Source organism: Maribacter sp. UH1, from assembly GCF_056839145.1.
In genome coordinates, this window is the sequence record NZ_CM166387.1 from 2,666,334 (window position 1) to 2,692,951 (window position 26,618).

Sequence of the window (26,618 nt, forward strand, 5' to 3'; positions counted from 1 at the left end):
AACCATTTATTTTGTATTGTATGTTTTTTGTAGTGGTAAAAATTTATAATTTGATAATTGCATATTGTAAATTGCATAAGCGATTATCTTAGTTTTAACACTACATAGTTAGTTGGTGTTATGTTTAGATAAATTGTAAAACAAATAATTAACTCAAAAAATTAACTATGAAAAAATTAAAGTACATCATGGTGTCGGTATTTGCAGTAATGATGAGCTGCGATGGTGATGACATTGATATTCCAGAATCGGTTACGCCTTCTAATCTTACGGTTAGTGCTCAGAACATGGGCGAAGGTGTATTCGACTTTACAGCATCAGCAACAAATGCTAATTATTATCATTATGATTTTGGTGATGGCACAAGTGCTTTGGAAACTTCTGGAGCAACTTCAAAAACCTATGAAGAAATAGGTGATAATACATATACTGTAACTATTACTGCGGGTTCAACTGAAGGTAATAAGATATCTGAGACTTTAGAGGTTTCCGTTTCATTAGCTTTTACCGATACTGAAACGGTAACATTTTTAACTAACGATAGCTCAAAAACTTGGTTTTTAGCGGCATCTCAACAGGGTCACTTAGGACTTGGACCTGCTAGAGAAGGTATTGATGGCGATTGGTGGTATCCTAAATGGTATTCCGCTGCTGCATTTGAAAAATGTGGAACGGAAGATTCTGATTGTCTTTGTGATGATGAACTTACATTTTCAGTAAATGCGACTGGCGGTTTAGTTTACAGTTTGGATAATAAAGGTCAAACATATTTTAATGTAGGTCATAAAGCTGTTGTTGGCGGAGGTGAGGATATTGATTTTTGTTATGATTTTGATACTTCAGGTGAAAAAGCAGTTCAGCTTTCTGAAGTAGAAGGAAATGTTCCCGAGGGTGAGACAACTGGAATACAAATGACATTTTCTGATGGAGGTTTCATGGGGTACTATGTAGGTTCTTCTGTATATGAAATACTATCTATAAGCGAGGATTTCTTATATGTAAGAACATATGATACGGAGAATGCTGATTTAGCGTGGTATCATAAATTTACTTCTGATGTTGCTGTTGATGGTGGAGACGAAAGTCTTGAAACCATTTATACCAATTTAGTTTGGTCAGATGAATTTGATGTTGATGGTGCACCAAATGCTGCCAATTGGGGTTATGACCTTGGCGCAGGTGGCTGGGGTAATGGTGAGGCTCAAACATATACAGATGCAGCTGAAAACGTTAAAGTTGAAGACGGTGTTTTAAAAATTACCGCTATAGCTGGTGAGGGAGAAGCAGCTGTTCACTATTTTGATGAAATGACATTAGTCGATGGAAGTGGTGCTACGCAAACTTTACAAGATTTTGAAGGTGCAGCCCCTGTTTTTACTGGTTTTGGTGGTGTTGGTACTGCAGTAATTGCAAATCCGGATCCTACGGGAGAGAATACTAGTGCTAATGTGGCAGAATCTACTAAAGCTTTAGGTGCTGAGACATGGGCAGGTTCTTTCTTTGATTTGTCTGCACCGGTTGATCTTGTTGCATATCCTAGTATTAGTTTAAAAACATGGTCGCCTGCAGCTGGAGCCAATATAATTTTGAAACTTGAGAATCAGGCTAATGCTGATGAGAATGTTGAGGTAAGTGTTAATTCAACTGTTGCTGATGCTTGGGAAACACTAACATTTGATTTCACTGGTGTTCCTGTTGGTACTTATGACCGAGTTGTGTTGTTTTTTGATTTTGGTGTTTCTCCTTCTGGCGGAATTACTTCAGGTCGTATTAAATCTGAAAACTTATTCGAGTTTACTTACGGTAGAGTTGAGATAAGAGCTAAACTTCCATCAACTGGTGGTACTTGGCCTGCATTATGGGCTTTAGGTGCTAATTTTGATGAAGTTGGTTGGCCTACGGCTGGAGAGATAGATATTATGGAACATGTTGGTAATAATAACAATACTATTAGTAGTGCATTACATTATCCTGGTAATTCTGCAGGTAATGCCGTAGTAGGATCTACGCCAGTGGAAAATGCAACTTCTGAGTTTCATAATTATACTGTAGAGTGGACACCTGATAGTATTAAGTTTGTTGTAGATGATCAGTTAGTACATAACAGTTTTGTGAACAATGCTACAACACCATTCAATGCTGATTTCTTTTTAATAATGAATGTCGCTATGGGCGGTACACTAGGTGGTACTATCGATGCGGCTTTTACAGAAGATACTATGGAAGTAGATTATGTAAGAGTTTATCAATAATAACATTTGGTTTATATAAAGGGCTGTTGATTTCTAAATCAACAGCCCTTTTGTTTTTCTTTAATAATTTTAGAAGAATTATAAGATTAAATATTACATGAATTGATCATATAAAAAATGCCCCTTGAATAAGGGGCATTTTTTTTAAAGTAATTTTTTCTCAATAAGGATTTGGTATTAAAAGATTAGACAATCCCCAAAAGGGCTAAAAAAGCTCCTACCACAACTACAGCTAAAAATGCATGCATTGCAATAACAAGCACGGAGAGATAAGTTTCTACTCCGGTTTTAAATGATAAATTGTTCATAACATTACCTACTTTAAAGTTACACTACTAAAGTTAGTTGAATTAAGCAACAATTCCATAGAAAAAGTTGTAAAACTCTCTTAAATAGATGTAAAATCCTAAATTTTTGTGGTATATGTTTTTTAAAATACGCATTTCAGCCTAGAAAATGGTATCTCGTCGATAACTGAATTACAGCACTTTAGAATTTTATATCACAATTTTTAGCTTTCGTAAGTATTATTATGATGAAATCTATTTAATAAGATTCAACCAATCTGCTATGCCTGCCAAGGGTACAGATAAAAGTATTATTACCAAGCAGGTAACCATTAATTTAAGAAATCCATTGAGTATTTTAACTCCTGAGGTTAGTTCTTGTTCCATAATCATTATTCTATTGTTCTGCTTTCAATATGGTAGATCTAGCCTAAAGTGCTGTTAAATAGAGGGGTAAAATCGATTAACGTATAGAAAGTATCTGTGTAAAGTATGTTTTCTATACAATAACTATCAGTTATGAAATTGGTTTATTAAATAATACAGAAGGTGGTTAATTGAATATAATTCAATTATTTGATGTTAAAACTGCATTTAATTTAGAAACAATACGTTCGGTGGCACCAGCTTTTTCTTTGATGTAGCCTGTGTTTATAAGACCGATTTTTGAGCTGTAGTCAATACTTTCAAAGCACATATCTGCATGCTCTTGGAATTCATTTTTATTCTTTATAGAAATGACACCTCCTAGTTGTACCAATTCTTCTGCCTCGGCAAATCCATTATACTGTGGACCTATAATAACCGGGATACCGAAGACGGCTGGTTCTAATGTATTGTGCAATCCTGTAGCAAAACCGCCACCTACATATGCGATGTCGGCATAGCTATATACTTTGGTCAAAATACCTATGGTGTCAATGACAAGTACGTCATATTCAGCTAAAGTTGCGTTTTCCATTTCTGTATAACGTATTACTCTTTTGTCAATAGCTGCTATTATCTCTTCAATATGATTATCCTTAATGGCGTGCGGAGCTATAACAAATTTTATTGGCTGAACATTTTTATTGATATAGTCTATAATGATTTTTTCGTCCTCTGTCCATGTGCTTCCTGCAACAAAGCAGTACTTATCATTTTTAAAGCGGGTCATGAAATCTAATTTGTTGTCACGCTCTACTATTTCACTTACTCTATCAAAACGAGTATCTCCGGCAATGGTTACATTAGTATAGTTAACGGAATTTAATAATGATTTTGATTTTTCGTTTTGCACAAAAAAGTGCGAGAAGTTATTTAATGCGTTGCGCATAAAACCACCATACCACTTAAAATAAATTTGATTTTCTTTAAATAATGCTGAAATTAAATAGGTGGGAGTATCAGCTTTTTTTAAGGCATTTAAGTAATTGGGCCATATTTCATATTTAATGAAAATGGCGATATCTGGGTGTGCGGCTGTGAAAAAGGAATTTACTTTCCGCTTCGTATCCATAGGTAGGTAGCAAATAACATCAGCTATTTTGCTATTCTTTTTTACTTCGTATCCTGAAGGAGAAAAAAAAGTAAGTACTATTTTATGTGTAGGATGATGAATTTTTAATTGTTCAATAACAGGCAAACCTTGTTCATATTCGCCTAAAGATGCTGCATGAATCCAAATAACGCTGTCGCCTTTTGAGATAGATTGCTTAATAAGCGAAATAGTTTCTTTTCTGCCCTTTACAAATAGCGATAGTTTTGAATTCACCAATGCTAATACCTTTAAAATGGCAGATGCGCTTATGACAAGAAGATTATAGAGAAAGTTCAAACAGATGCTTTTAGGCTAAATTACGTTTCTTCCATAAAATTAGTGTCGTCTGTTTCGTATTTTTGTACGACTTCATGTAATTACAACAGATGAAAAAGATACAAATGGTAGACCTAGGTGGTCAATACCAAGAAATTAAAGATCAAGTAAATACTTCTATAACTCAAATTTTAGAAACGTCGGCATTTATAAACGGACCAGAGGTTCATGCTTTTCAAAAGGAGCTAGAAGACTATCTTCAGGTTAAGCATGTAATACCATGTGCCAATGGTACCGATGCTTTGCAGATTGCAATGATGGGTTTAGGCTTGAAGCCTGGCGACGAGGTTATTACGGCAGATTTTACTTTTGCCGCTACAGTAGAGGTTATTGCATTGTTACAACTTACTCCGGTTTTGGTAGATGTTTATCCAGATACGTTCAATATCAATATAGAAGCTATAGAAAAAGCAATAACGCCAAAAACGAAAGCTATTGTTCCCGTTCATCTTTTTGGTCAATGTGCTAATATGGATGCTATACTTGCATTGGCGAAAAAACATGATTTGTTCGTTATTGAAGATAATGCCCAGGCAATTGGGGCTAAATACCTTTCAAAAGATGGTACAAAGCATATGGCTGGTAGTATGGGTAATGTAGGTGCAACATCTTTCTTTCCTTCTAAAAATTTAGGGTGTTATGGAGATGGTGGAGCAATTTTCACCAATGATGATGAACTAGCTCATACCTTAAGAGGTATTGTTAATCATGGTATGTACGAACGTTACCACCATGATGTAGTTGGTGTTAATTCAAGATTAGATTCTATACAAGCCGCAGTGTTGAGAGCTAAATTACCTAAGCTAGATGGTTATTGCTATGCAAGAAGAAATGCCGCTCGTGCGTATTCAAAAGCATTTGAGGGTCAAGAACATATCATTACTCCAGTAACGGTAAATAATTGTGAGGGTATTTGCGATGTGTGCGATTGTCATGTTTTTCATCAATATACTTTGAGAATTACAAATGGTAAAAGAGATGAGCTAGCACAATTTCTGGCTGAAAATAAAGTTCCTTTTGGTGTCTACTACCCAATACCGTTACATAAGCAGAAAGCTTATCTAGATGATCGATATAAGGAAGAAGATTTTCCTGTAACCAATCAATTGGTGACAGAAGTACTGTCTTTGCCTATGCACACAGAATTAGATGAAGAACAGATTAACTACATAACTGAGTTAATTATCGGATTTGTAAACGGGTAGTGGTGTAGTTTTTTAAATTTGATAACAATCAAACAGCATTGTAAATGAAAGTATTAGTAACAGGCGGATTAGGTTTTATCGGTTCTCACACAGTAGTGGAGCTTCAAAACAAAGGCTTTGAAGTGGTCATTATAGATGATTGCTCTAACTCTGATGAAAATGTACTTGATGGTATTAAAGCTATTACAGGTAAAAAGCCGCTTTATGAAAAGTTAGATTTAAAAGAAAAACATAAAGTTGAAGACTTTTTTCAACGATATCAGGATGTTGCTGGCGTTATCCATTTTGCTGCCTCTAAAGCAGTAGGCGAAAGTGTAGAGAAACCATTGTTGTATTATGAAAACAATATTGGTACGTTAGTTTACATATTAAAAGAACTTTGTAAAAAGAATAAGGCTAGTTTTATTTTTAGCTCTTCTTGTACGGTATATGGTCAGGCAGATAAAATGCCGATTACAGAAGACGCACCGGTTAAGGTTGCAGAATCGCCATACGGTAATACCAAGCAAATGGGCGAAGAAATAATAGCAGATACCTGTAAAGTTACTCCAAGTTTAAATGCTATTGCCTTGCGTTATTTTAATCCAATGGGTGCACACCCAAGTGGAGAAATAGGGGAGTTGCCAAAAGGAGTGCCTCAGAATTTGGTGCCTTTTATTACGCAAACTGGTATTGGATTAAGGGATCAGTTATCTGTTTTTGGAGATGATTACCCTACACCAGATGGTACATGTATAAGAGATTATATTTATGTGGTGGATTTGGCTAAAGCGCATGTGGTTGCTTTGGAGCGTTTGTTGAACGGGAAAAACGAATCTAATTTTGAAGTTTTTAATGTAGGTACCGGAACTGGTAGCTCGGTATTAGAGGCTATAAAAAGTTTTGAAAAAGTATCTGGCAGAAAATTAAATTATAAAATAGTTGACAGAAGACCAGGTGATATTACCACTGCTTATGCAGATACCACTAAAGCAAATAAAGTATTGGGCTGGAAAGCGGAGTATACTTTAGAAGAGGCCATGAATTATGCATGGATCTGGGAACAGAAAATACGTGACTGATTTTTTCAGGTGTAACCATATAAATAAGGGGAAATATAGCTATATTTCCCCTTATTTAATTTAAAGACCACCTCTTATGAAAAAATCATTATTTCTTCTTATGCTTCTGTCTTTTACAGTAGCTACAGCGCAAGACACATACCTTCAATGCGGTAAAATTGTAGATGTTGAATCGGGTAAGGTGTTGTCTGAGAAAACAATTGTTATTTCGGGTAACAAGATTACAGAAATCAAAAATGGTTATGTAGTTGGTAACGATCAAGATCAGGTGGTGGATTTAATGTCAAAGACCATATTACCGGGCTTTATAGATATGCATGTGCACATTGAAAGCGAATCTAGTCCGTCAAGATATTTAGAGGCTTTTACCATGAATGAAGCTGATGTAGCATTTGAATCTACAGTCTATGCAAAAAGAACATTGATGGCCGGGTTTACAACTGTACGTGATTTAGGTGGGTCAGGTGTAAATATTGCCTTGAAAAATGCAGTTAATAAAGGTACTGTTGTTGGTCCACGTATTTTCACAGCAGGAAAAGCACTTGCTACTACAGGTGGTCATGCAGATCCAACTAACGGTAGAAGTAATGAATTAATGGGTGATCCGGGACCAAAAGAAGGTGTAGTCAATTCACCCGCAGATGGCAGAAAAGCGGTTCGCCAACGTTATAAAGATGGTGCGGATGTCATTAAGATTACTGCTACTGGAGGTGTTTTAAGTGTTGCTAAAAATGGTCAGAACCCTCAGTTTACTATTGAGGAAATAAAAGCAATTACAGAAACGGCTAAAGATTACGGTATGCTTACAGCAGCGCATGCGCATGGTGATGAAGGTATGCAAAGAGCCATTTTAGGAGGAATTAAAACTATTGAGCATGGTACATTGATGTCAGAGGAAACAATGGACTTAATGATTAAGCATGATACGTATATGGTGCCGACCATTTCTGCAGGACAGGAAGCGGCTAGGTTGGCAAAAATACCAAACTACTTGCCACCTGTTGTAGCTAAGAAAGCTTTGGAGATTGGTCCTAAATTGAATGCAACTTTTGCAAAAGCTTATAAAAAGGGGGTGAGTATTGCTTTTGGTACCGATTCTGGAGTGTCGCCTCATGGAGATAATGCTAAAGAATTTATCTACATGAACAAAGCAGGTATGCCTATTATAGAAGCGTTACGTTCAGCTACAATTACAAATGCAATGCTTTTAGGCGAGAAAGAATTAGGACAAATCAAAGAAGGTTATTTAGCCGATATCGTTGCAGTAAATGAAAACCCATTAGATAATGTAGAAACATTAACAGATGTTGTTTTTGTTATGAAAGATGGTGTTGTATATAAGCAATGATTATGGATTATTTTCTATTTCATGAAGTAAGGTATATAGGTGCGAAATGAAGTTAAATGTTGATAATAGCGAGCAATTAATGCAGGTTGCTATTGGTGATTCTCTTTTTGATAAATTGAAGCATCAGGTGGAGAAGGATTTTGTTCTTGCCAATATACCTCTGCAAATAACTGAACCATTAGGTCAATCTGAGTTTATAGCGCTTATTCGTGAGAAAGTGTATTACTTAATGATGGAGCATTTTGCTGAATATTTAAACTTAATGTACATCATAGACATTCCGGAAAGTGCATTTCAGAATATTGAAATCACCGATACAGTTGATGTTGCAGATCAGGTCACATTATTGATTTTAAAGCGGGAGTATAAAAAGGTATGGTATCGTAATCGATATCAATAATGTTACTTTATACCTTTATATAAATACCTTTTTTGTCCATAATATAACCAACTAGCCAGCAGGTAAACATTATCCATAAAGCAAATAATAGCGAACCAAAATAATCGCCAGCTGTGGCTATGAAAATGTTATCTGCTATCCAGTTATAAGCATTTGTGCCATTCATGGATATTGCGGCCAAGCTGATAATGAACAGTTCGGATAATAGGTAAATAAATAGTGTGTTTCTGCCAAATACTTCAAAGAAATACGTCCATTTGCCAGGTTTGGACATATCCAATAGATATATTAAAACGGCTATAATAAATATGTCTATTCCGCTAGTTAGTAATACAAAAGAGCTGGACCAAAGCTTTTTGTTGAACGGAAATATTAAATCCCATGCAAATCCTGCTACAACAAGAAGACCTGCAACCATTATAAGTTTTGCAATGGTTTCAAAATTCTGACCGCTTTTTTGAATGAATTTTCCGGTAAAATATCCTGCAATAACATTTACTATAGCAGGTAAGGTGCTTAATAATCCCTCGGGGTCAAAAGCTACGCCACCATTACCATGATACATATGGTCTGCGCCAATTAAGAATTTGTCAAGTTTTAAAACGGCATTGCCCATTAAAGAGAAGTCTCCAAAAACTAACAATATAATTTGATAACCTATCAATGCTAGGGCACTGAAAATCAATACAGATTTTGTTTTAAAATAATGGAGTAGGATAGAAGCGAATAAATAGCATAGTGCAATTCGTTGTAATACTCCAAATATTCTGGTCTCTGCAATCGGTTTTAAACCACCATCTTCAAAAAATGGAAACCAATACATAAGAAATCCTAATAAAAATATTATAGAAAAGCGTTTTAGAACCTTTTTGAAAAATGTATTACTTCCTTCGTCTTCGTATTTTTTCATACTAAAACTCATCGCATTACCTACCACGAACAAAAATGTAGGAAAGACAAGATCGGTAAGTGTAAATCCGTTCCAAACGGCGTGTTTCAAAATTCCAAAACTCGTGTCACCATTTCCGGGGGAGTTCACTATAATCATGAGCGCAACATCCATCCCCCTAAAAACATCCAATGAAAGATATCGGTTCTTTAATTTATTCATTTTGGTTGGTTTGGTCTTATGAAAGATAACAATTTATTAAAAATAAACACGTACAAATGGCATTAGTGCATTACCGTAAATGCTTTTATTGTCGTCATATAATAGATCATAGCGTATACCAAATGTTACATTTCTGCTGCTGTATCCTGCGCCAATAAAAAATGCCGGTAGCCAATAGTTGTCTTCTATATCTATGGTTGATGTAGCTATAGTTCTATTTATACGTAATTGTTCAAATTCTGCGGAAAGCTGTATTTGCGGAATTGGGTTATAAAGTGAGAGAACACTACCGCCGTAAGCCAATAATTTATCATTGTCAAACTTGGCATAATTGAAACTTAAGCTGGCTCCAGATGCAAATTGATCGTTAAATTGGTAAATAGCACTTGGTGCAATAGATCCATTAAATCCATTATTTGTGAATCCTAACCCAATACTTCCACCAAATCTTACGTTATTCCAGAAATCAGCATTGGTTTTTGAAGATTGAGCAAGAGAGAAAGTGATATTTAATGTTGCTAGCCCTATAAAAATTAATTTTTTTAAGCTCATATGATGATTTTGTTTTAAAGTTTCGTTTTTTTCAATAATACATGGCATTCTATCGTTAGATATTGTAAATGTTGTATTTTTGTTAGAAATTTATTCTAAAGATACAGAAAGTAATTCATGGATAAATATTCCTTTTTAAATACCGTTCATACCTCTTTTTTTTCAGAGTTATACGATAAGTACTTAGTAAATCCAGATAGTGTAGAGCCAAGTTGGAGAGCCTTTTTTCAAGGATTCGATTTTGGAATGGAGAGCTCTTTAGATGAGCTGGAAATCGATGAAAATCGCACTACAGTTGTAGTAAATGGCCATTCTAGTGAAATGCCGGAATCTCTTCAGAAAGAGTTTCAGGTAATTCGATTAATAGATGGTTATAGAAGCAGAGGTCATCTGTTTACTAAAACAAATCCCGTACGTGAGCGAAGACATTACGAACCAACTTTAGATATTGAAAACTTCGGATTAGCTTCGTCTGATCTCGATACTATTTTTAATGCCGGTGACGTAATTGGTATAGGTCCAAATTCTTTAAAAGAGATTGTTAGACATTTACAAAGTATCTATTGCGATGCTATTGGTGTAGAGTATATGTATATACGAAAGCCAGAACGCGTTAAATGGATTCAAGATTGGATAAATGTAAATGACAATCATCCGAATTTTGAGCCAGATCGTAAAAAGCATATTCTTAAGAAGCTTAATCATGCTATTTCTTTCGAAACTTTTTTGCATACTAAATATGTAGGGCAAAAAAGATTTTCTTTAGAAGGAAATGAATCATTGATCCCTGCCTTAGATGTAATTGTAGAACGCGCCGCTGAAATGGGTGTGAAGCAATTTGTTATGGGTATGGCACACCGTGGTAGATTAAATGTACTTACCAATATATTTGGCAAATCTGCTAAGGATATCTTTAGTGAGTTTGACGGTAAAGATTACGAACAAGAGATTTTTGATGGAGACGTTAAGTATCACTTAGGTTGGACGTCTGACAGAAAATCTGATAACGGAAATAAAATTAAGATGAGTATTGCTCCTAATCCATCTCACTTAGAGACGGTAGGTGCAGTTGTTGAAGGTATTGCAAGAGCAAAACAAGATGCAGATTATCAAGATGATATTTCTAAGGTTTTACCTATCGTAGTTCATGGAGATGCTGCAATAGCAGGTCAAGGTTTGGTCTATGAAGTAGTTCAGATGGCTGGTCTTGATGGATATAAGACTGGTGGTACCATACATATAGTTGTAAACAACCAAATTGGGTTTACTACTAATTACCTAGATGCTAGAACATCTACCTATTGTACCGATGTTGCTAAGGTGACATTGAGTCCGGTATTACATGTTAATGCAGATGATGCAGAGGCGGTAGTACACGCATCTCTTTTTGCATTAGAATATAGAATGCGCTTTAAGGGTGATGTATTTATAGATTTGTTAGGATATAGGAAATACGGGCATAATGAAGGTGATGAGCCAAGATTTACACAGCCTAAATTATATAAAGCAATATCTAAACATAAGAATCCAAGAGATATCTATGCGGAAAGACTGATTCAAGAAGGTGTTATTGATGGCACTTATGTAAAGCAATTAGAAAAGCAGTATAAAGATTCTCTAGAAGAAAAATTAGAAGATTCACGTAAAGAAGATAAAACTGTAATTACACCGTTCATGGCAGATGAATGGAAAGGTTTTGAAAATGTGCGTGAGTGGGAAATGATGGATGCGGTGAATACTAAATTCACTAAAACCAAATTGAATAAAATTGCCAAAGTAATTACGGCTTTACCAGAGGGTAAGAAGTTTTTACGTAAAGTTGAGAAATTGGTTAAAGATAGATACAACATGTATTTTGAAGCCGATAATCTTGACTGGGCAATGGGAGAACTTTTAGCATACGGTTCTTTATTAGAAGAAGGTTATGCGGTTCGTATGTCTGGACAAGATGTAGAGCGTGGTACCTTTTCTCACCGTCATGCGGTAATGAAAGTTGAAGAAAGTGAAGAAGAGGTTATTTTATTAAATCACCTTTCTGAAAAGCAAGCTAAATTTCAAATATACAATTCACTATTGTCAGAATATGGTGTGGTAGGTTTTGACTATGGTTACGCTATGGCCAGTCCTAATACATTAACTATTTGGGAAGCACAATTTGGAGATTTCAGTAATGGAGCCCAAATTATGATTGACCAGTATATTTCTGCGGCAGAAGATAAGTGGAAGCTTCAAAACGGTTTGGTAATGTTATTACCACACGGTTATGAGGGACAAGGTGCTGAGCACTCTTCTGCTAGAATGGAGCGTTACTTACAATTGTGTGCTAAGGATAATATGTATATAGCAGATGTGACTACACCAGCGCAGATGTTCCATATTCTTCGTAGACAAATGAAGTCTAATTTTAGAAAGCCATTGATCATATTTACTCCTAAGAGTTTGTTGAGACATCCAAGGGCTGTATCTAAAATTGCGGACTTAACCGGTGGTGGTTTCCAAGAAGTAATAGATGATGAAACTGCAGATGCTAAAAAAGTAAAAAGTTTAGTATTCTGTACAGGTAAGTTCTATTATGATTTGCTAGCTGCTAAAGAAGCGGACAATAGAGATGATGTTGCTTTGGTAAGGGTGGAACAGTTGTTTCCTATACCGGAAAAACAAATGAAAGCGGCTATTGCAAAGTATAAAAATGCAGATGACGTGGTGTGGGCTCAAGAAGAACCTAGAAACATGGGTGCATGGAGCCATTTATTAACGCATTTTGACGAGGCTAGAAATTTCAGAGTAGTGTCTAGACGTTTTTATGCGGCACCTGCAGCAGGTAGTTCTGTACGTTCAAAAGCACGTCACCAACAAGTTATAGATTACGTCTTTGACAAGACAAAGGACAATATGTCCAAACCTAAAAAATAATATAACATATCAAATTATAGAAAGAATGATTCTAGAAATGAAAGTCCCTTCGCCGGGAGAGTCTATCACAGAGGTAGAGATAGCGGAATGGTTAGTTGAAGATGGGGATTATGTAGAAAAAGATCAAGCAATTGCAGAAGTGGATTCAGATAAGGCTACTTTAGAATTGCCAGCAGAAGTAAGTGGTACAATTACATTGAAAGCAGAAGAAGGTGATGCTGTTGCCGTAGGTGCTGTCGTTTGCTTAATAGATACGAGTGCAGCGAAACCAGAAGGTGCTGCAGATGCATCTAGTACACCGAAAGAAGAGAAAAAAGAAGCGCCTAAAACTGAAAAAGCTCCTCAGCCAGCTAAGGCTAAGGAAACTTATGCTTCGGGTGTACCTTCACCGGCTGCAAAGAAAATACTTGACGAAAAAGGAGTGGATAGTACATCTGTTTCCGGTTCAGGTCGTGATGGAAGAATTACTAAAGAAGATGCTGTAAATGCAGTACCTTCAATGGGTACACCTACAGGTGGTAACCGTGGTGAGACGCGATCTAAACTTTCTATGTTAAGAAGAAAAGTTGCAGAGAGATTGGTTTCTGCAAAGAATGAAACAGCTATGCTGACCACTTTCAACGAAGTGGATATGAGTGCTATTTTTGAGCTTAGAAAAAAGTATAAAGAAGATTTTAAAAGTAAACATGGTGTGGGGTTAGGGTTTATGTCCTTCTTCACAAAAGCTGTGGTTAGAGCTTTGGAAATGTATCCTGCCGTTAATTCTATGATTGATGGTAAAGAAATGGTTTCTTATGATTTCTGTGATATAAGTATAGCAGTTTCGGGACCAAAAGGATTAATGGTTCCTGTAATAAGAAATGCTGAAAACTTAACATTTAGAGGTGTTGAGGCAGAAGTAAAAAGGTTGGCATTAAGAGCACGTGATGGAGCAATTACTGTTGATGAAATGACGGGTGGTACATTTACTATTACTAATGGTGGTGTATTCGGTTCTATGTTGTCTACGCCAATTATCAACCCGCCACAAAGTGCTATTTTAGGTATGCATAATATTGTAGAGAGACCAATCGCTAGAGATGGAGCTATTGCAATTGCACCTGTAATGTATGTTGCGGTTTCTTATGACCACAGAATTATTGATGGTAAAGAATCTGTAGGTTTCTTAGTTGCAATTAAAGAAGCTTTAGAAAATCCAGAAGAATTATTGATGGATAATAATGTAAAAAAAGCTTTAGAAATGTAAATATTCTAAAGCTAGTAAGATATAGAAAAAGCGTTGAGGTAAACTCAGCGCTTTTTCTTTTTTAGATAAATACACTTTTTGTTGTAGTCTATAATTGCTTTCGACTTTTTTAGAATGTCGGCTCCAATAATTCCATCAACAGGTTCCGCATTGTGGGCAGTCAGTGCTTCGTTAACGTGCTTAAGGTCGAAAAGTACGATCTCTAGTTTTTTATACTTCCAAGAGTTGATGTCAATTGTATTCTCTTTAGAAACTAAGGTTTCCATATTAGTGGCACCTGCCCCTGCAGCTTTAATTATAGATTCTTCAGAAATTAATTTAAAATGTTCCATACGATTCATTCCAATACAGGTGTTGGATGCTCCGGTATCTAAAATAAACCGTCCTTCAACAGCGTTTATTTCTGCATTAATTTCAAAATGATCTGTAGCGGTCAAAACTAAGGGTATGCGTACGTAATTTTTATCCTTCAAAAAGTTTTTGAGGGTAGTCATAATTCATTTTTTTCAAAGATAAGCCTATTTTTGCGGCATGATAATAACAGATACGCATACACATTTATATAGCGAAGCTTTTGATGAAGATAGAAATGAAGCCGTGCAGAAAGCAATTGATTTAGGAGTGAAGCGATTTTTTATTCCTGCAATAGATTCTACCTATACAGAAAGTATGTTGGCTTTAGAGAAAGAATTTCCGGGTCATATGTTCTTAATGGCAGGTTTGCATCCTACGCATGTGAAAGAAAATTTTGAGGAAGAGTTGTCTCATGTAGAAGAAATGTTGGGTAAACATACTTACTATGCAATAGGTGAAATTGGAATAGACCTATATTGGGAAAAGAAGTATTTGAAAGAACAGCAAATAGCTTTTAGAAAGCAAATACAGCTAGCCAAAAAGCATAAATTGCCTATTGTTATACATTGTCGCGATGCCTTTGATGAGGTATTTGAGATATTAGAAGAGGAAAAAGGTGATGATTTAAGAGGAATATTTCATTGTTTTACGGGAACATATGAACATGCGGAAAAGGCTATATCATATAATATGAAGTTGGGTATTGGTGGAGTGGTTACTTTTAAGAATGGTAAAATAGATACTTTTTTAAATAAAATAGATTTAAAGCATATTGTACTTGAAACTGATTCGCCTTACTTAGCGCCTACACCTTATAGAGGTAAAAGAAATGAAAGTGCCTACATTATTAATGTACTTGAGAAATTAGCGGATATTCACGGTGTTCCAAATGAAGAGGTAGCTTTATTGACAACAGGGAACTCTAAGGTTGTTTTTGGTATTTAGTAATTAAAATAAGAAATGGGTTTGGGTGTAGATAAAAGAAATATATTATTGATTTATACGGGAGGTACTATAGGTATGATGAAAGATTATACTTCTGGAGCCTTAAAAGCTTTTGATTTTTCGCAGTTGCTTAAGAATATACCTGAGCTTAATCAATTAGATTGTACCATATCTAGTTTTTCTTTTGAGCATCCAATAGATTCTTCTAATATGAACCCTGCTCATTGGGTGGCAATTGCAGATATTATTTCTGGCAAATATCAAGATTATGATGGTTTTGTGTTGCTTCATGGTAGTGATACTATGAGTTACACGGCATCGGCACTGAGTTTTTTGCTAGAGAATCTTTCAAAACCTGTAATATTGACAGGATCTCAATTGCCTATTGGTGATTTAAGAACCGATGCTAAAGAGAATTTAATAACGGCTATACAAATTGCTGCTTTATATAAAAAGGGTAAGCCTGTTATTCAAGAAGTCGGACTTTATTTTGAGTATAAATTGTATCGTGGTAATAGAACTACGAAGATAAATGCAGAACAATTTCAAGCTTTTGCGTCGTTAAATTATCCGCATTTAATTGAATCTGGTGTGCATTTGACCGTTTTTAATGAGTATTTATTGCCTCAAAAAAAGAAATTAACGTTAAAATCTCATAGAAATATGGATGATAATGTGGCGATTTTAAAAATTTTTCCGGGAATTAACAAAAATGTTATTGATGCAATTTTGCAAGCTGAAAATTTAAAAGCACTGGTTTTGGAGACGTATGGTTCTGGAAATGCGCCTATGGAAGAATGGTTTTTAGAGAAATTAAATAATGCAATAAATAAAGGTATTCATATAATTAATGTTACACAGTGTTCTGGTGGCGCTGTAATGATGGGGCATTATGAAACTAGTTCTAGGCTAAAAAAAATGCAAGTTATTAATGGTAAGGATATTACAACTGAGGCTGCCATTACAAAGGCAATGTACTTACTTGGTAGTGGTATCTCTAATGAGTTGTTTAAAACTGTTTTTGAAACTTCCCTGCGTGGAGAGATGCTATAAATTTAACAGTGCTTTAATTTCTTAAACCAATATTTTTTTTGTTATTTGCCCACCCTTAAAAAAGGTATCTTAGAGAGGTGGCCGAGTGGTCGAAGGCGCACGCCTGGAAAGTGTGTATGCCCCAAAAGGGTATCGAGGGTTCGAATCCCTTCCTCTCTGCAAGTAAATTTTACTTTTTTTATATTGTTTTTTTTTTATCTTTAACCCTATTAACTAACTAATTTAAGTTTGAAAAAATGAAAAAATTATTCCCAAGCCTAGCAGTCGCTGGGGCATTTGTAGCAGGTACAAATATTGTAAGTGCAAAAGTAGCAGCAGTAGCTTTGCTAGTTCAAGAAGGAGGAGCTGAAGCTGAAAAAGGCTTTACTCAAGTTTTAAAAGAAATGTTTATTACAGGTGGTGCCGGTTTCATGGGTATCGTTCTTTTATGTTTGATCCTTGGTTTGGCAGTTGCTATTGAAAGAATTATTTATTTGAACATGGCTAGTACAAATTCTGCCAAGTTGAAACAACAAGTTGAAGACGCATTGGCATCTGGTGGTGTTGAGGCTGCAAAAGAGGTTTGTAGAAATACAAAAGGACCTGTTGCTTCTATCTACTATCAAGGTTTAGATAGAGCTGGTGAGAGCATTGAGTCTGCTGAAAAAGCGGTTGTTTCTTACGGTGGTGTTCAAATGGGGCAATTAGAGAAAAACGTTTCTTGGTTGTCTTTATTTATCGCAATTGCACCAATGCTTGGTTTCATGGGTACGGTAATCGGTATGATTCAAGCCTTCCAAAAGATTGCAGCTGTTGGTAACTTAAGTGCATCTCTTATTGCAGGTGATATTCAAGTTGCATTATTAACAACGGTATTCGGTCTTATTACGGCAATTATCCTTCAAATTTTCTATAACTACATTATCGCTAAAATTGATAGCATCGTTAATGATATGGAAGACTCTTCGATTACTTTAATCGATATGTTGGTAGATCACAAAAAATAAGTATCACTTTTAATACCTAAAAATTATGCAAAAAATTATTAAAATAGCATTAATTGCTATAGGTGTATTAAGTGCTATACTATGGTATTTATTACCAAGTTCAGATATGCCGGCAGCTGAAGCTGCTCAGAGTGGAGCTATGAATACTATGTTTATTATAACTTATCTATTATTAGGTATTGCTGTTGTAGTAAGTTTAGTTTTTACTCTAAAAAACTTATTTTCAAATCCACAAGGTCTTAAGAAAACTTTGTTCGTTGTAGGTGGTTTTTTATTAGTAGTTGGAGTTTCTTATGTATTAGCTAGCGGAACGGATGTAGATCCTGAGTTTGCTGCTATGTCAGATGAAGGTACTATAAAGAATATTGGAATGGGTTTAAACGTGTTTTTTATCCTTACTATAATCGCTGTATTATCTTTGGTTATACCGTCAGTTAAAAACATGTTTAGTAAATAATAAAATAAGAAAACTATGGCTAGAAGAGCAGGAGCACCAGAAGTTAGTGCGGGTTCAATGGCAGACATAGCTTTCCTTTTACTTATCTTTTTCTTGGTAACTACTACTATTGAGACAGATGCGGGATTGGATCGTATGTTACCGCCAATGGAGCCACCTACGGAAGCGCCACCAATTATTAAGCAAAAGAACATTTTTACGGTAAACATTAACCGAAATGGTCAGTTGTTGGTGGAAGATGAGATTCTTTCAATAGATAAATTGCGTGAAAGAGCAGTAGCGTTTTTAGATAACGGTGGAGCACCATCAGGAAGTCCTGATTATTGTAGCTACTGTAAAGGAAAACGTAATGCTGAATCTTCGGATAACCCGACAAAAGCAATTATCTCTTTAAAGAATGATCGTGAAACTAAGTATAGTACTTACATTACAGTTCAGAATGAATTGGTAGGTGCATACAACGATCTTAGAAATAGAGAAGCTAAACGTTTATTCGGCAAGGATTATGTTGAAATGGAAGCGGAGTATTTAAATCCTGAAACTGAAGATTCTGTTAAAGAAGAATTGAAGGAAAAGGTACAAAGAATACAAGGTTTGTTTCCTCAGAAATTATCTGAAGCTGAAACTTCAAGCGAATAATTAATAAATAAAAAGTAACACTATGTCAAAATTTGCAAAGAAAAAAGATGGAGAGGTACCAGCGGTATCAACAGCTTCCCTTCCTGACATTGTATTTATGCTTTTGTTTTTCTTTATGACGGTAACCGTTATGAAGGATAGTTCCTTGAAAGTTGATAACGTACTTCCGAACGCTAGTGAAGTAAAGAAATTGGAAAAGAAAGATCGTGTAATCTATATTTATGTTGGTAAGCCAACAAAAGAATACGAGAAGACATTTGGTACTGAACCAAAGATTCAATTAAACGATAAATTTGCTAGTCCTTCAGAAGTTGGTGATTATATTTTAATGGAAAGAGCTAAAAAGCCTCAGGAAATTCAAAATGTATTGACCACGGCACTTAAGGTTGATAAGAACGCTAATATGGGGTTAATTTCCGATATTAAACAAGAGTTAAGAAAGGTTAACGCTTTAAAGGTAAATTATACTACCTATGAAGGTGACGCTTTCAATAATCTACAATAGTTAGTTAAGTAGAATATTACATTTTTAAAACGCTTCAAATTTATTTGAGGCGTTTTTTATTTCATTAAATTTAGTTCATGCGCTTTGTCCTATTATTTTGTTTGGTCACGTTTTATTCCAATGCTCAGTTAGTAACTGATAGTGTGGAGGAAGAACGTTATTTTGAAGATCAGTTTTACATAGGATTATCCTACAATTTTATTTTAAATCATCCTGAGGGTTCTAATCAACGTAACCTATCTTATGGTCTACAAGCAGGTGTGATTAAAGATTTGCCTTTAAATCGTGCAGGAACTAAAGCTATAGGTATAGGAGCAGGCTTGGCATTGAACAGTTATTACTCAAATCTTGTGGCGGATATTTCTGATGATGAGATATCTTATAGTATCAATGACGATATTACCAGGAGTAAGCTAGAAACGCACCTATTAGAGTTTCCGTTAGAGTTTAGATGGCGGAATTCTACAGCAGAGGAATATAAGTTTTGGCGTATATATGGTGGTATTAAGGCTGCATATGTGCTAGGTGCTCGATCAAAGTATGATTTAGATGATATTAGTGAGGGTTTCAAGAATACCGATCTGACAAAATTTCAATACGGACTGACTTTAAGTTTTGGGTATAATACCTTTAATGTAAATGCTTATTATTCTTTAACCGAATTGTTTGATGGTAATGCTTCTGTAAATGGTGAGGTATTGCAGTATCGTCCACTTAGAATCGGACTGATTTTTTATATTCTATAACCAAAACCTTACGGTTAACAATTGTGATAATAGCCCTATAAACAGACCAACTATCACTTCAATACTTGTGTGAGCTTTTAGATAAAGTCTGGCGGTTATAATACTTCCCGTAAACAGAATAAATAAACTTATTGCTATTATTAAGTTGATTTCAAAGTGTATACTTAGATTGATCAAATACATTAAAAGACCACTTACGCCAACGGTATGTAAACTGGTTTTAAAATTAAATAGTAGTAATAATATACAGGCAACAGTGGCTCCTAATAAACCCGTAAAATAAAAGTATAACTCACTCACGTAATTGTTTGGAATGACCTTGTAGAGGATTAAAAGAAGAATTGAGGCATGAATATAAAGGGGGTATTTTCTTTCTTGTATAGTGTTTAGGGATACTGATTGGACTAGACCCAAATTTTTCAATATTAAAAATGTAATTATGGGTATAATAACTGTCAATATAAAAATAGGTAGAATGCTAGCACTCTGTATTTCTAAAGGTGTGTATTTTGGAGTTATAAGAAAATAGGCAACAGTACCACCTATGGGAATGAAGAGGGGATGTAATATGTATGAGATTAAGTTAGAGAAAACCTTCATTAGATTTCTTTTCTCATGCGTGCTACCGGAATACTTAGTTGTTCTCTATATTTGGCAACCGTTCTTCTTGCAATCGGATATCCTTTTTCCTTTAGAATTGCTGCAAGTTTGTCATCTGTTAATGGCTTTTTCTTAGGCTCATTTTGGATAACTGTTTCTAAAATTTTCTTTATCTCTTTAGTAGAAACATCTTCACCTTGTTCATTTTTCATTGACTCGGAAAAGTACTCTTTAATAAGTTTAGTGCCATAAGGGGTGTCAACATATTTGCTATTTGCTACCCTTGAAACGGTAGAAACGTCCATTCCAATTTCATCTGCAATATCTTTTAAGATCATGGGTCTTAAATTACGTTCATCTCCTGTTAGGAAATACTCTTTCTGATATTGCATGATAGAGTTCATGGTAATAAACAATGTCTGTTGACGTTGTCTAATAGCGTCTATAAACCATTTGGCAGCATCTAATTTCTGCTTAATGAACATTACTGTGTCTTTCTGGGATTTGGACTTCTCCTTGGCTTCTTTATAACCTTTAAGCATATTGCTATACTCTCTAGATACATGTAATTCTGGTGCATTTCTACCATTGAGGGTAAGTTCTAATTCACCTTCTGTAATTCTTATTGCAAAATCAGGTACAACGTGCTCTACAATTCTGTTGTTTCCAGAATAGGAACCACCTGGCTTAGGATTTAATTTTTCAATTTCTCCGATTGCCTCTTTTAGCTCAGCTTCGGTTATATTATGTTTTTGAATTAATTTTTGATAATGTTTTTTGGTAAAGTGCTCAAATGATTTTCTAAGAATATCCGTAGCAAGCTCAATACTTGGTGTAATTTCTTTACGTTCCAGTTGTATGATCAAACATTCTTCTAATGACCTTGCACCAACACCTGGCGGGTCTAGCTCTTGAACTATGCCCAGTATTTTAGTTATGGTTTCTTCGTCTGTGTATACATTTTGCGTAAAAGCCAAATCGTCCATAATGTCGGCTATTGGTCTGCGTATGTATCCACTTTCATCTACACTACCTACTAAAAACTCGGCAATGTTCCATTCATCATCTGTTAGATAAACGGTATTTAGCTGATTTAATAAATGTTGGTTGAATGAAATACCTGCTGCATAAGGAACACTTTTTTCCTCATCGTCAGAACTGTAGTTATTTGCTTTGGTACGATAATCAGGAATTTCATCATCACTCAGATAATCATCTATATTGATGTCTTCTGTGTTGATGGTTTCATTGTCCGATGCATCATCATAAACATCATCATAATCATCGGTAGTGCTTTCAACATCTTCTTTACCGGTTTCTAAAGCAGGATTCTCCTCTAATTCTTGTTTAAGGCGTTGTTCAAAAGCCTGCGTAGGCAATTGTATCAGCTTCATCAATTGAATTTGCTGGGGAGATAACTTTTGGGAAAGTTTAAAAGATAAATGTTGTTTTAGCATTACTTTATTCTAGTACTTGTAAAAGTAATTAAATCCGCTTAGAATTCAGCATTCTGCGGTGTTCTAGGAAACGGTATTACATCTCTAATATTGCCCATACCTGTAGCGAAAAGAACTAATCGTTCAAAACCAAGTCCAAATCCACTATGCTCTGCAGTTCCAAATTTTCTCAAATCTAAATACCACCAAAGTTCTTTTTCGTCAATGCCCAGTTCCTTAACCTTCTCCTTTAATACATCTAAACGCTCTTCTCTTTGAGATCCACCAACTATTTCGCCAATACCAGGGAAAAGAATATCCATGGCTCTTACGGTTTTTCCGTCATCATTTAAACGCATGTAAAAAGCTTTGATTTTTGCAGGATAATCAAACAATATTACCGGACATTTAAAATGTTTTTCTACTAAATAACGTTCATGTTCACTTTGTAGATCGGCACCCCATTCTTCTATTATATATGAGAATTTTTTCTTTTTATTGGGCTTGCAATTTTTAAGAATATCTATAGCTTCAGTGTAACTAACTCTTTTGAAGTTGTTATCTGCTACGAACTTTAATTTTTCAATTAAAGGCATTTCACTACGCTGAGCTTGCGGCTTGCTTTTTTCTTCGTCTAACAATCTCTTTTCTAAGAACTCTAAATCTTCTTGACAATGTTCTAAAGTATAAGAAATAACATTCTTAATAAAGTCCTCCGCCAGATCCATATTAGCATCTAAATCAAAAAAGGCCATTTCTGGTTCTATCATCCAAAATTCAGCTAAATGCCTTGATGTATTAGAATTTTCAGCTCTAAATGTTGGTCCAAATGTATATACTTTTCCTAAAGCCATAGCGTAAGCTTCAGCTTCTAGTTGACCAGATACCGTTAAGTTGGTTTCTTTTCCAAAAAAGTCTTCTTTATAATTAACTTCGCCGTCTTCCGTTAACGGTGGGTTTTTTTCATCAAGTGTGGTTACTCTGAACATTTCACCTGCACCTTCTGCATCTGATCCCGTAATAATAGGAGCATGAAAATAGTTGAAACCATTTTCTCTAAAGTAGTTGTGTATAGCAAAAGATAAGGTAGATCTAACACGCATAATTGCTGCAAATGTGTTAGTACGTATTCTTAAATGGGCTTTTTCTCTAAGAAATTCTAAAGAGTGTTTTTTAGGTTGGATAGGATATTCTTCTGGGTCAGCTACACCCAATACCTCTAAAGCGCTAACCTGAATCTCTACAGATTGTCCGCGACCTTGACTTTCAACAAGAGTCCCCGTTACTTTTAATGCAGCACCAGTATTTACTTTTTTTAATAGCTCTTCATCAAAATTTTCAAAATCAACAACACACTGAATGGTGCCCAAGGTAGAGCCATCGTTCAATGCTATAAATCTATTACTTCTAAAGGTTCTTACCCAACCTTTAATTGTTACTTCTTGTAGTAAGTTCTTACTTGCTAGTAATTCTTTTATTGTTGCTAAACGCATGATCTTGAATTGAAAATTATAGTCCCAAAGATAGGATTTTGTTAAAAAATAGAGAGCTTAAAAAGCGATATATACAAGGTTTAAATAATTTTATTGGTTATTATTTTCATCTTGTGGTAAAATATCTATTTGTGGTTTTTTAAGTGTTTGTTTGTTAGCGATACTTTTTTCCAGTGACAAGAGTAGTGATGGCAATAAAATTAAATTGGCCAACATGGCTAATAACAATGTTGCCGAAACTAACGAACCTAGTGCTACTGTGCCACCGAAATTAGATATTACAAAGACAGAGAAACCGAAAAATAATACAATTGAAGTGTAGAACATACTAACCCCTGTTTCCCTTAATGCGTTATAAACCGATTTTTCGATGCGCCAATTGTTAGCCGTGAGTTCTTGTCTATACTTTGCGAGAAAGTGTATGGTGTCATCTACCGATATACCAAAGGCAATACTAAATACCAAAATGGTAGATGGTTTTATTGGAACGCCAACAAAGCCCATGATACCAGCGGTTATCACCAGTGGCAATAAGTTAGGAATCAATGAAATAACGATCATTCTGAATGATCTAAACAAGTAAGCCATAAATAGGGCAATTAGCCCAATTGCCAAAGCAAGTGACATGATAAGGTTTTTTACCAAGTACTTAGTTCCTTTTAAGAACAATAATGCACTACCCGTCATGTAAACATTATATCGCTCAGATGGGAATATCTTTGTAATGTTCTCTAATAAACGCTCTTCTATTTCCTCCATACGGCTTGTATTGACATCGCGCATGAAAGTCGTCATTCTGGCTGTTTGTCCCGTACTGTCTACAAAGGCTTTTAATAAATCGCCATTATCACCAGATTTACGGGCAACATCCATAATGAACGTATTTTCTTGACTGGTAGGTAATTGATAATATTTTGGAATACCATTATAGAAAGCTTGTTTAGAGTACTTTACCAAATTCACGACAGAAACAGGTGTAGAGAGTTCTGGAATTTCTTCAATAACCTCCCCAAGTTGGTTCATGCGCTTAAGAGTAACAGGTTTTAAAACGCCTTTAGGAGTTTTAGTGTCTACTACTATTTCTACAGGCATAATACCTTTGAACTCTTTTTCAAAAAAACGAATGTCATGAAAGAATTCAGCATTCTTGGGCATGTCTTCAATAGGGCTTCCTGATATTCTTATTTGATAAATTCCTATAATACTTATTACCAATAACGATATAGAAACTATATACACCGTAATTCTTCTATGTCTTACAATACGTTCCATCCACTGAACAAAGGCATCAATCCATTTTTTATTTAAATGTTTTAAATGCTTTGTTTTTGGAAGCGGCATAAAGCTATAAATAATGGGTATAATCAATAGCGATAAAACAAATATGCCTATGATATTAATAGAGGCAACTATACCGAATTCTTTTAATAAGGTACTGTCTGTTACAATGAAAGTAGCAAAGCCTGATGCGGTCGTAATGTTGGTCATCAAGGTAGCATTTCCAATCTTAGAAATAACTCGTTGTAGTGACAATGCTTGATTACCGTGTTTCTTGACTTCTTGCTGGTATTTATTGATCAAAAAGATACAATTAGGTATACCTATAACAATAATTAATGGTGGAATAAGTGCGGTAAGAACGGTTATTTCATATTGCAATAATCCAAGTAAACCAAAAGCCCACATTACACCAATAATCACCACACACATAGAAATGAACGTAGCTCTGATACTTCTGAAGAAAAAGAAGAAAATTAACGAGGTAACACCAAGTGCCGCCAAAATAAATTTACCAATTTCATCAATGATATTTTGGGAGTTCATTGTTCTCACATAGGGCATACCTGATATGTGAACGTCCAAATTGGTCTCTTCTTCAAATTTTTTGACTAAAGTGTTTATGTCCTGTAAAATGAAGTCTTTTCTAACCGAGGTATTTACAATATCCTTATCTAGATTAACAATGGTTCTTATTGTCTTGCTGTCCTTATTGTACAGTAGGTTGTCGTAAAATGGTATATCATTAAAAAGATGATCGGTAATGCTATCTATTTCTTTTTTAGATTTTAGTTCGCCATTTATTAAAGGGCGCATTACAAATTCTTGCTTCTCTTTGTCTTTTATAAGCTCCTTTAAATTGTCTGTTGAAACAACAAATTCTACCTCAGGGAAAGCGGCAAGTTGTTTGCTAAGTTTGTTCCAACGGTTAAAATTGGCTGGTGTAAACAAGGCACTATCGCGTATGGCGAAAACAACCGCATTACCCTCTTCTCCAAATTTGCTTAGAAAATCTTGATATTGAACATTTACCGGGTGATCATCTGGCAGTAGATTCGTTTGCGAGCTAGAGAATCGCATGTATTGCCATTGCCAACCCATAAAAACGGTAAAACCGGCAATCAAGAGTAAAATCAGGATTCTGTTTCGTAGAATTATGTTTGCCGTTTTAGGCCAAAATCCTTTCGTAAGTTTAGCTACCATAACTGTTTTTGCAGGTCGCAAAGGTAACTATTAGCTACATCTGTTCCTAAATTGAAAAGTTTAAATTTTTTACAAAAAAAATAAAGCTACCTAAACTAGGTAGCTTTAAATTATAATTATAAATTTCTTGGTTATACTTTCATAATCTCAGCTTCTTTCTTAACTAAGAAGTCTTCGATTTTCTTTGTGAAAGCATCAGTTAAATCTTGAACATCCGCAGTGGCATTTTTTTGAAAATCTTCAGAAATATCTAAATCCTTTATTTCTTTGTTTGCATCTTGCCTTGCGCTTCGTACACCTACTTTTGCATGTTCGGCTTCTGCCTTGGCTTGCTTGGTAAGTTGTATTCTTCGTTCTTCTGTTAATGGCGGAACGTTGATGATAATCATGTCGCCATTGTTCATAGGGTTAAAACCTAGGTTGGCGTTCATAATTGCTTTTTCAATTTCTTGAAGCATATTCTTTTCCCATGGTTGAACAGAAATGGTTCTACCATCTGGGGTGTTTACATTGGCTACCTGAGCTAACGGAGTTTGTGATCCGTAATAATCAACCATTACCGATGATAACATTGTTGGGCTGGCTTTCCCAGCTCTTATCTTCAAAAATTCTCTTTCTAGGTGAGCTATGGCGGCATTCATGCCTTCCTTTGTAGCGTCTAATATAAATTGTACTTCTTCGTTCATATAATAA

Annotated in this window: 24 protein-coding genes and 1 tRNA gene; 15 read left to right on the plus strand and 10 right to left on the minus strand. The window is 35.2% G+C overall.

Annotated elements, in window-relative coordinates; all coding sequences use genetic code 11:
* Positions 1–167: 167 nt before the first annotated feature.
* Entirely contained in the window at positions 168–2,252 is a 2,085-nt protein-coding gene (locus tag UH1x_RS11545; protein ID WP_482621828.1) for a family 16 glycosylhydrolase, read from the plus strand.
* A 185-nt stretch (positions 2,253–2,437) separates the two neighbouring features.
* Here the strand turns inward: UH1x_RS11545 and UH1x_RS11550 are convergent, their stop codons facing one another.
* The 3 genes from UH1x_RS11550 to UH1x_RS11560 form a co-directional block, all read right to left on the minus strand.
* Positions 2,438–2,560: a hypothetical protein gene (locus UH1x_RS11550; RefSeq protein WP_262493301.1), complete on the minus strand. Its 123-nt coding sequence runs from the start codon at positions 2,558–2,560 to the stop codon at positions 2,438–2,440.
* Positions 2,561–2,794: 234 nt separating this feature from the next.
* The gene (locus tag UH1x_RS11555; protein WP_262493302.1) at positions 2,795–2,926 is read right to left on the minus strand and encodes a hypothetical protein; all 132 of its coding nucleotides are present in this window, start codon (positions 2,924–2,926) and stop codon (positions 2,795–2,797) included.
* Positions 2,927–3,107: 181 nt separating this feature from the next.
* Positions 3,108–4,355 carry a 3-deoxy-D-manno-octulosonic acid transferase gene (locus UH1x_RS11560; RefSeq protein WP_482621829.1) on the minus strand — a complete coding sequence of 416 codons (1,248 nt, stop codon included), beginning with the start codon at positions 4,353–4,355 and terminating at the stop codon, positions 3,108–3,110.
* An 89-nt stretch (positions 4,356–4,444) separates the two neighbouring features.
* On the opposite strand from UH1x_RS11560, the gene UH1x_RS11565 reads away from it, so the two are divergent.
* From UH1x_RS11565 to UH1x_RS11580, 4 genes are all read left to right on the plus strand, one after another.
* Complete coding sequence (locus UH1x_RS11565) at positions 4,445–5,599, plus strand: DegT/DnrJ/EryC1/StrS family aminotransferase (RefSeq protein WP_482621830.1); 1,155 nt, start codon at positions 4,445–4,447, stop codon at positions 5,597–5,599.
* 44 nt (positions 5,600–5,643) lie between these two features.
* Positions 5,644–6,660, plus strand: a complete 1,017-nt coding sequence (gene galE, locus UH1x_RS11570; protein ID WP_405410673.1) for a UDP-glucose 4-epimerase GalE — start codon at positions 5,644–5,646, stop codon at positions 6,658–6,660.
* A 76-nt stretch (positions 6,661–6,736) separates the two neighbouring features.
* On the plus strand, positions 6,737–8,008 hold the full coding sequence (locus UH1x_RS11575) for a metal-dependent hydrolase family protein (protein WP_482621831.1): 1,272 nt from the start codon (positions 6,737–6,739) through the stop codon (positions 8,006–8,008).
* A gap of 46 nt (positions 8,009–8,054) precedes the next feature.
* Positions 8,055–8,408 (plus strand): hypothetical protein, encoded by a 354-nt coding sequence (locus tag UH1x_RS11580; protein WP_482621832.1) that lies wholly within the window; start codon positions 8,055–8,057, stop codon positions 8,406–8,408.
* Positions 8,409–8,415: 7 nt separating this feature from the next.
* Here the strand turns inward: UH1x_RS11580 and UH1x_RS11585 are convergent, their stop codons facing one another.
* A complete protein-coding gene (locus UH1x_RS11585; RefSeq protein WP_482621833.1) occupies positions 8,416–9,519 on the minus strand; it encodes an acyltransferase family protein in 1,104 nt (367 codons plus the stop codon).
* 36 nt (positions 9,520–9,555) lie between these two features.
* The gene (locus tag UH1x_RS11590; protein ID WP_482621834.1) at positions 9,556–10,071 is read right to left on the minus strand and encodes an alpha-ketoglutarate decarboxylase; all 516 of its coding nucleotides are present in this window, start codon (positions 10,069–10,071) and stop codon (positions 9,556–9,558) included.
* Positions 10,072–10,188: 117 nt separating this feature from the next.
* Here UH1x_RS11590 and UH1x_RS11595 point away from each other — a divergent pair, with 117 nt between their 5' ends.
* On the plus strand, positions 10,189–12,984 hold the full coding sequence (locus UH1x_RS11595) for a 2-oxoglutarate dehydrogenase E1 component (RefSeq protein WP_482621835.1): 2,796 nt from the start codon (positions 10,189–10,191) through the stop codon (positions 12,982–12,984).
* 25 nt (positions 12,985–13,009) lie between these two features.
* A complete protein-coding gene (odhB, locus tag UH1x_RS11600; protein ID WP_482621836.1) occupies positions 13,010–14,230 on the plus strand; it encodes a 2-oxoglutarate dehydrogenase complex dihydrolipoyllysine-residue succinyltransferase in 1,221 nt (406 codons plus the stop codon).
* 44 nt (positions 14,231–14,274) lie between these two features.
* Here the strand turns inward: odhB and UH1x_RS11605 are convergent, their stop codons facing one another.
* Complete coding sequence (locus tag UH1x_RS11605) at positions 14,275–14,724, minus strand: retropepsin-like aspartic protease (RefSeq protein WP_482621837.1); 450 nt, start codon at positions 14,722–14,724, stop codon at positions 14,275–14,277.
* A gap of 37 nt (positions 14,725–14,761) precedes the next feature.
* On the opposite strand from UH1x_RS11605, the gene UH1x_RS11610 reads away from it, so the two are divergent.
* The 8 genes from UH1x_RS11610 (at position 14,762) to UH1x_RS11645 (ending at position 19,915) form a co-directional block, all read left to right on the plus strand.
* Entirely contained in the window at positions 14,762–15,529 is a 768-nt protein-coding gene (locus tag UH1x_RS11610; RefSeq protein ID WP_482621838.1) for a TatD family hydrolase, read from the plus strand.
* Between the two features lie 21 nt (positions 15,530–15,550).
* Positions 15,551–16,582, plus strand: a complete 1,032-nt coding sequence (locus UH1x_RS11615) for an asparaginase (protein ID WP_482621839.1) — start codon at positions 15,551–15,553, stop codon at positions 16,580–16,582.
* A 71-nt stretch (positions 16,583–16,653) separates the two neighbouring features.
* Positions 16,654–16,741, plus strand: a tRNA-Ser gene (locus UH1x_RS11620).
* A 77-nt stretch (positions 16,742–16,818) separates the two neighbouring features.
* Positions 16,819–17,568 carry a MotA/TolQ/ExbB proton channel family protein gene (locus UH1x_RS11625; protein ID WP_036151807.1) on the plus strand — a complete coding sequence of 250 codons (750 nt, stop codon included), beginning with the start codon at positions 16,819–16,821 and terminating at the stop codon, positions 17,566–17,568.
* A 25-nt stretch (positions 17,569–17,593) separates the two neighbouring features.
* Entirely contained in the window at positions 17,594–18,025 is a 432-nt protein-coding gene (locus UH1x_RS11630) for a hypothetical protein (protein WP_036151810.1), read from the plus strand.
* A gap of 15 nt (positions 18,026–18,040) precedes the next feature.
* Positions 18,041–18,664 carry an ExbD/TolR family protein gene (locus UH1x_RS11635; RefSeq protein WP_036151812.1) on the plus strand — a complete coding sequence of 208 codons (624 nt, stop codon included), beginning with the start codon at positions 18,041–18,043 and terminating at the stop codon, positions 18,662–18,664.
* Positions 18,665–18,686: 22 nt separating this feature from the next.
* The gene (locus UH1x_RS11640; protein ID WP_036151815.1) at positions 18,687–19,169 is read left to right on the plus strand and encodes an ExbD/TolR family protein; all 483 of its coding nucleotides are present in this window, start codon (positions 18,687–18,689) and stop codon (positions 19,167–19,169) included.
* A 77-nt stretch (positions 19,170–19,246) separates the two neighbouring features.
* Positions 19,247–19,915, plus strand: coding sequence for a porin family protein (locus UH1x_RS11645; RefSeq protein WP_482621840.1), 669 nt, complete (start codon positions 19,247–19,249; stop codon positions 19,913–19,915).
* A gap of 599 nt (positions 19,916–20,514) precedes the next feature.
* Here the strand turns inward: UH1x_RS11645 and rpoN are convergent.
* From rpoN to frr, 4 genes are all read right to left on the minus strand, one after another.
* Positions 20,515–21,972, minus strand: a complete 1,458-nt coding sequence (rpoN, locus tag UH1x_RS11650) for an RNA polymerase factor sigma-54 (RefSeq protein ID WP_036151821.1) — start codon at positions 21,970–21,972, stop codon at positions 20,515–20,517.
* Between the two features lie 38 nt (positions 21,973–22,010).
* Positions 22,011–23,444, minus strand: coding sequence for an asparagine--tRNA ligase (asnS, locus tag UH1x_RS11655; protein ID WP_482621841.1), 1,434 nt, complete (start codon positions 23,442–23,444; stop codon positions 22,011–22,013).
* A 90-nt stretch (positions 23,445–23,534) separates the two neighbouring features.
* Complete coding sequence (locus tag UH1x_RS11660) at positions 23,535–25,925, minus strand: efflux RND transporter permease subunit (RefSeq protein ID WP_482621842.1); 2,391 nt, start codon at positions 25,923–25,925, stop codon at positions 23,535–23,537.
* A gap of 131 nt (positions 25,926–26,056) precedes the next feature.
* Complete coding sequence (gene frr / locus UH1x_RS11665) at positions 26,057–26,611, minus strand: ribosome recycling factor (protein ID WP_036151827.1); 555 nt, start codon at positions 26,609–26,611, stop codon at positions 26,057–26,059.
* Positions 26,612–26,618: the final 7 nt, after the last annotated feature.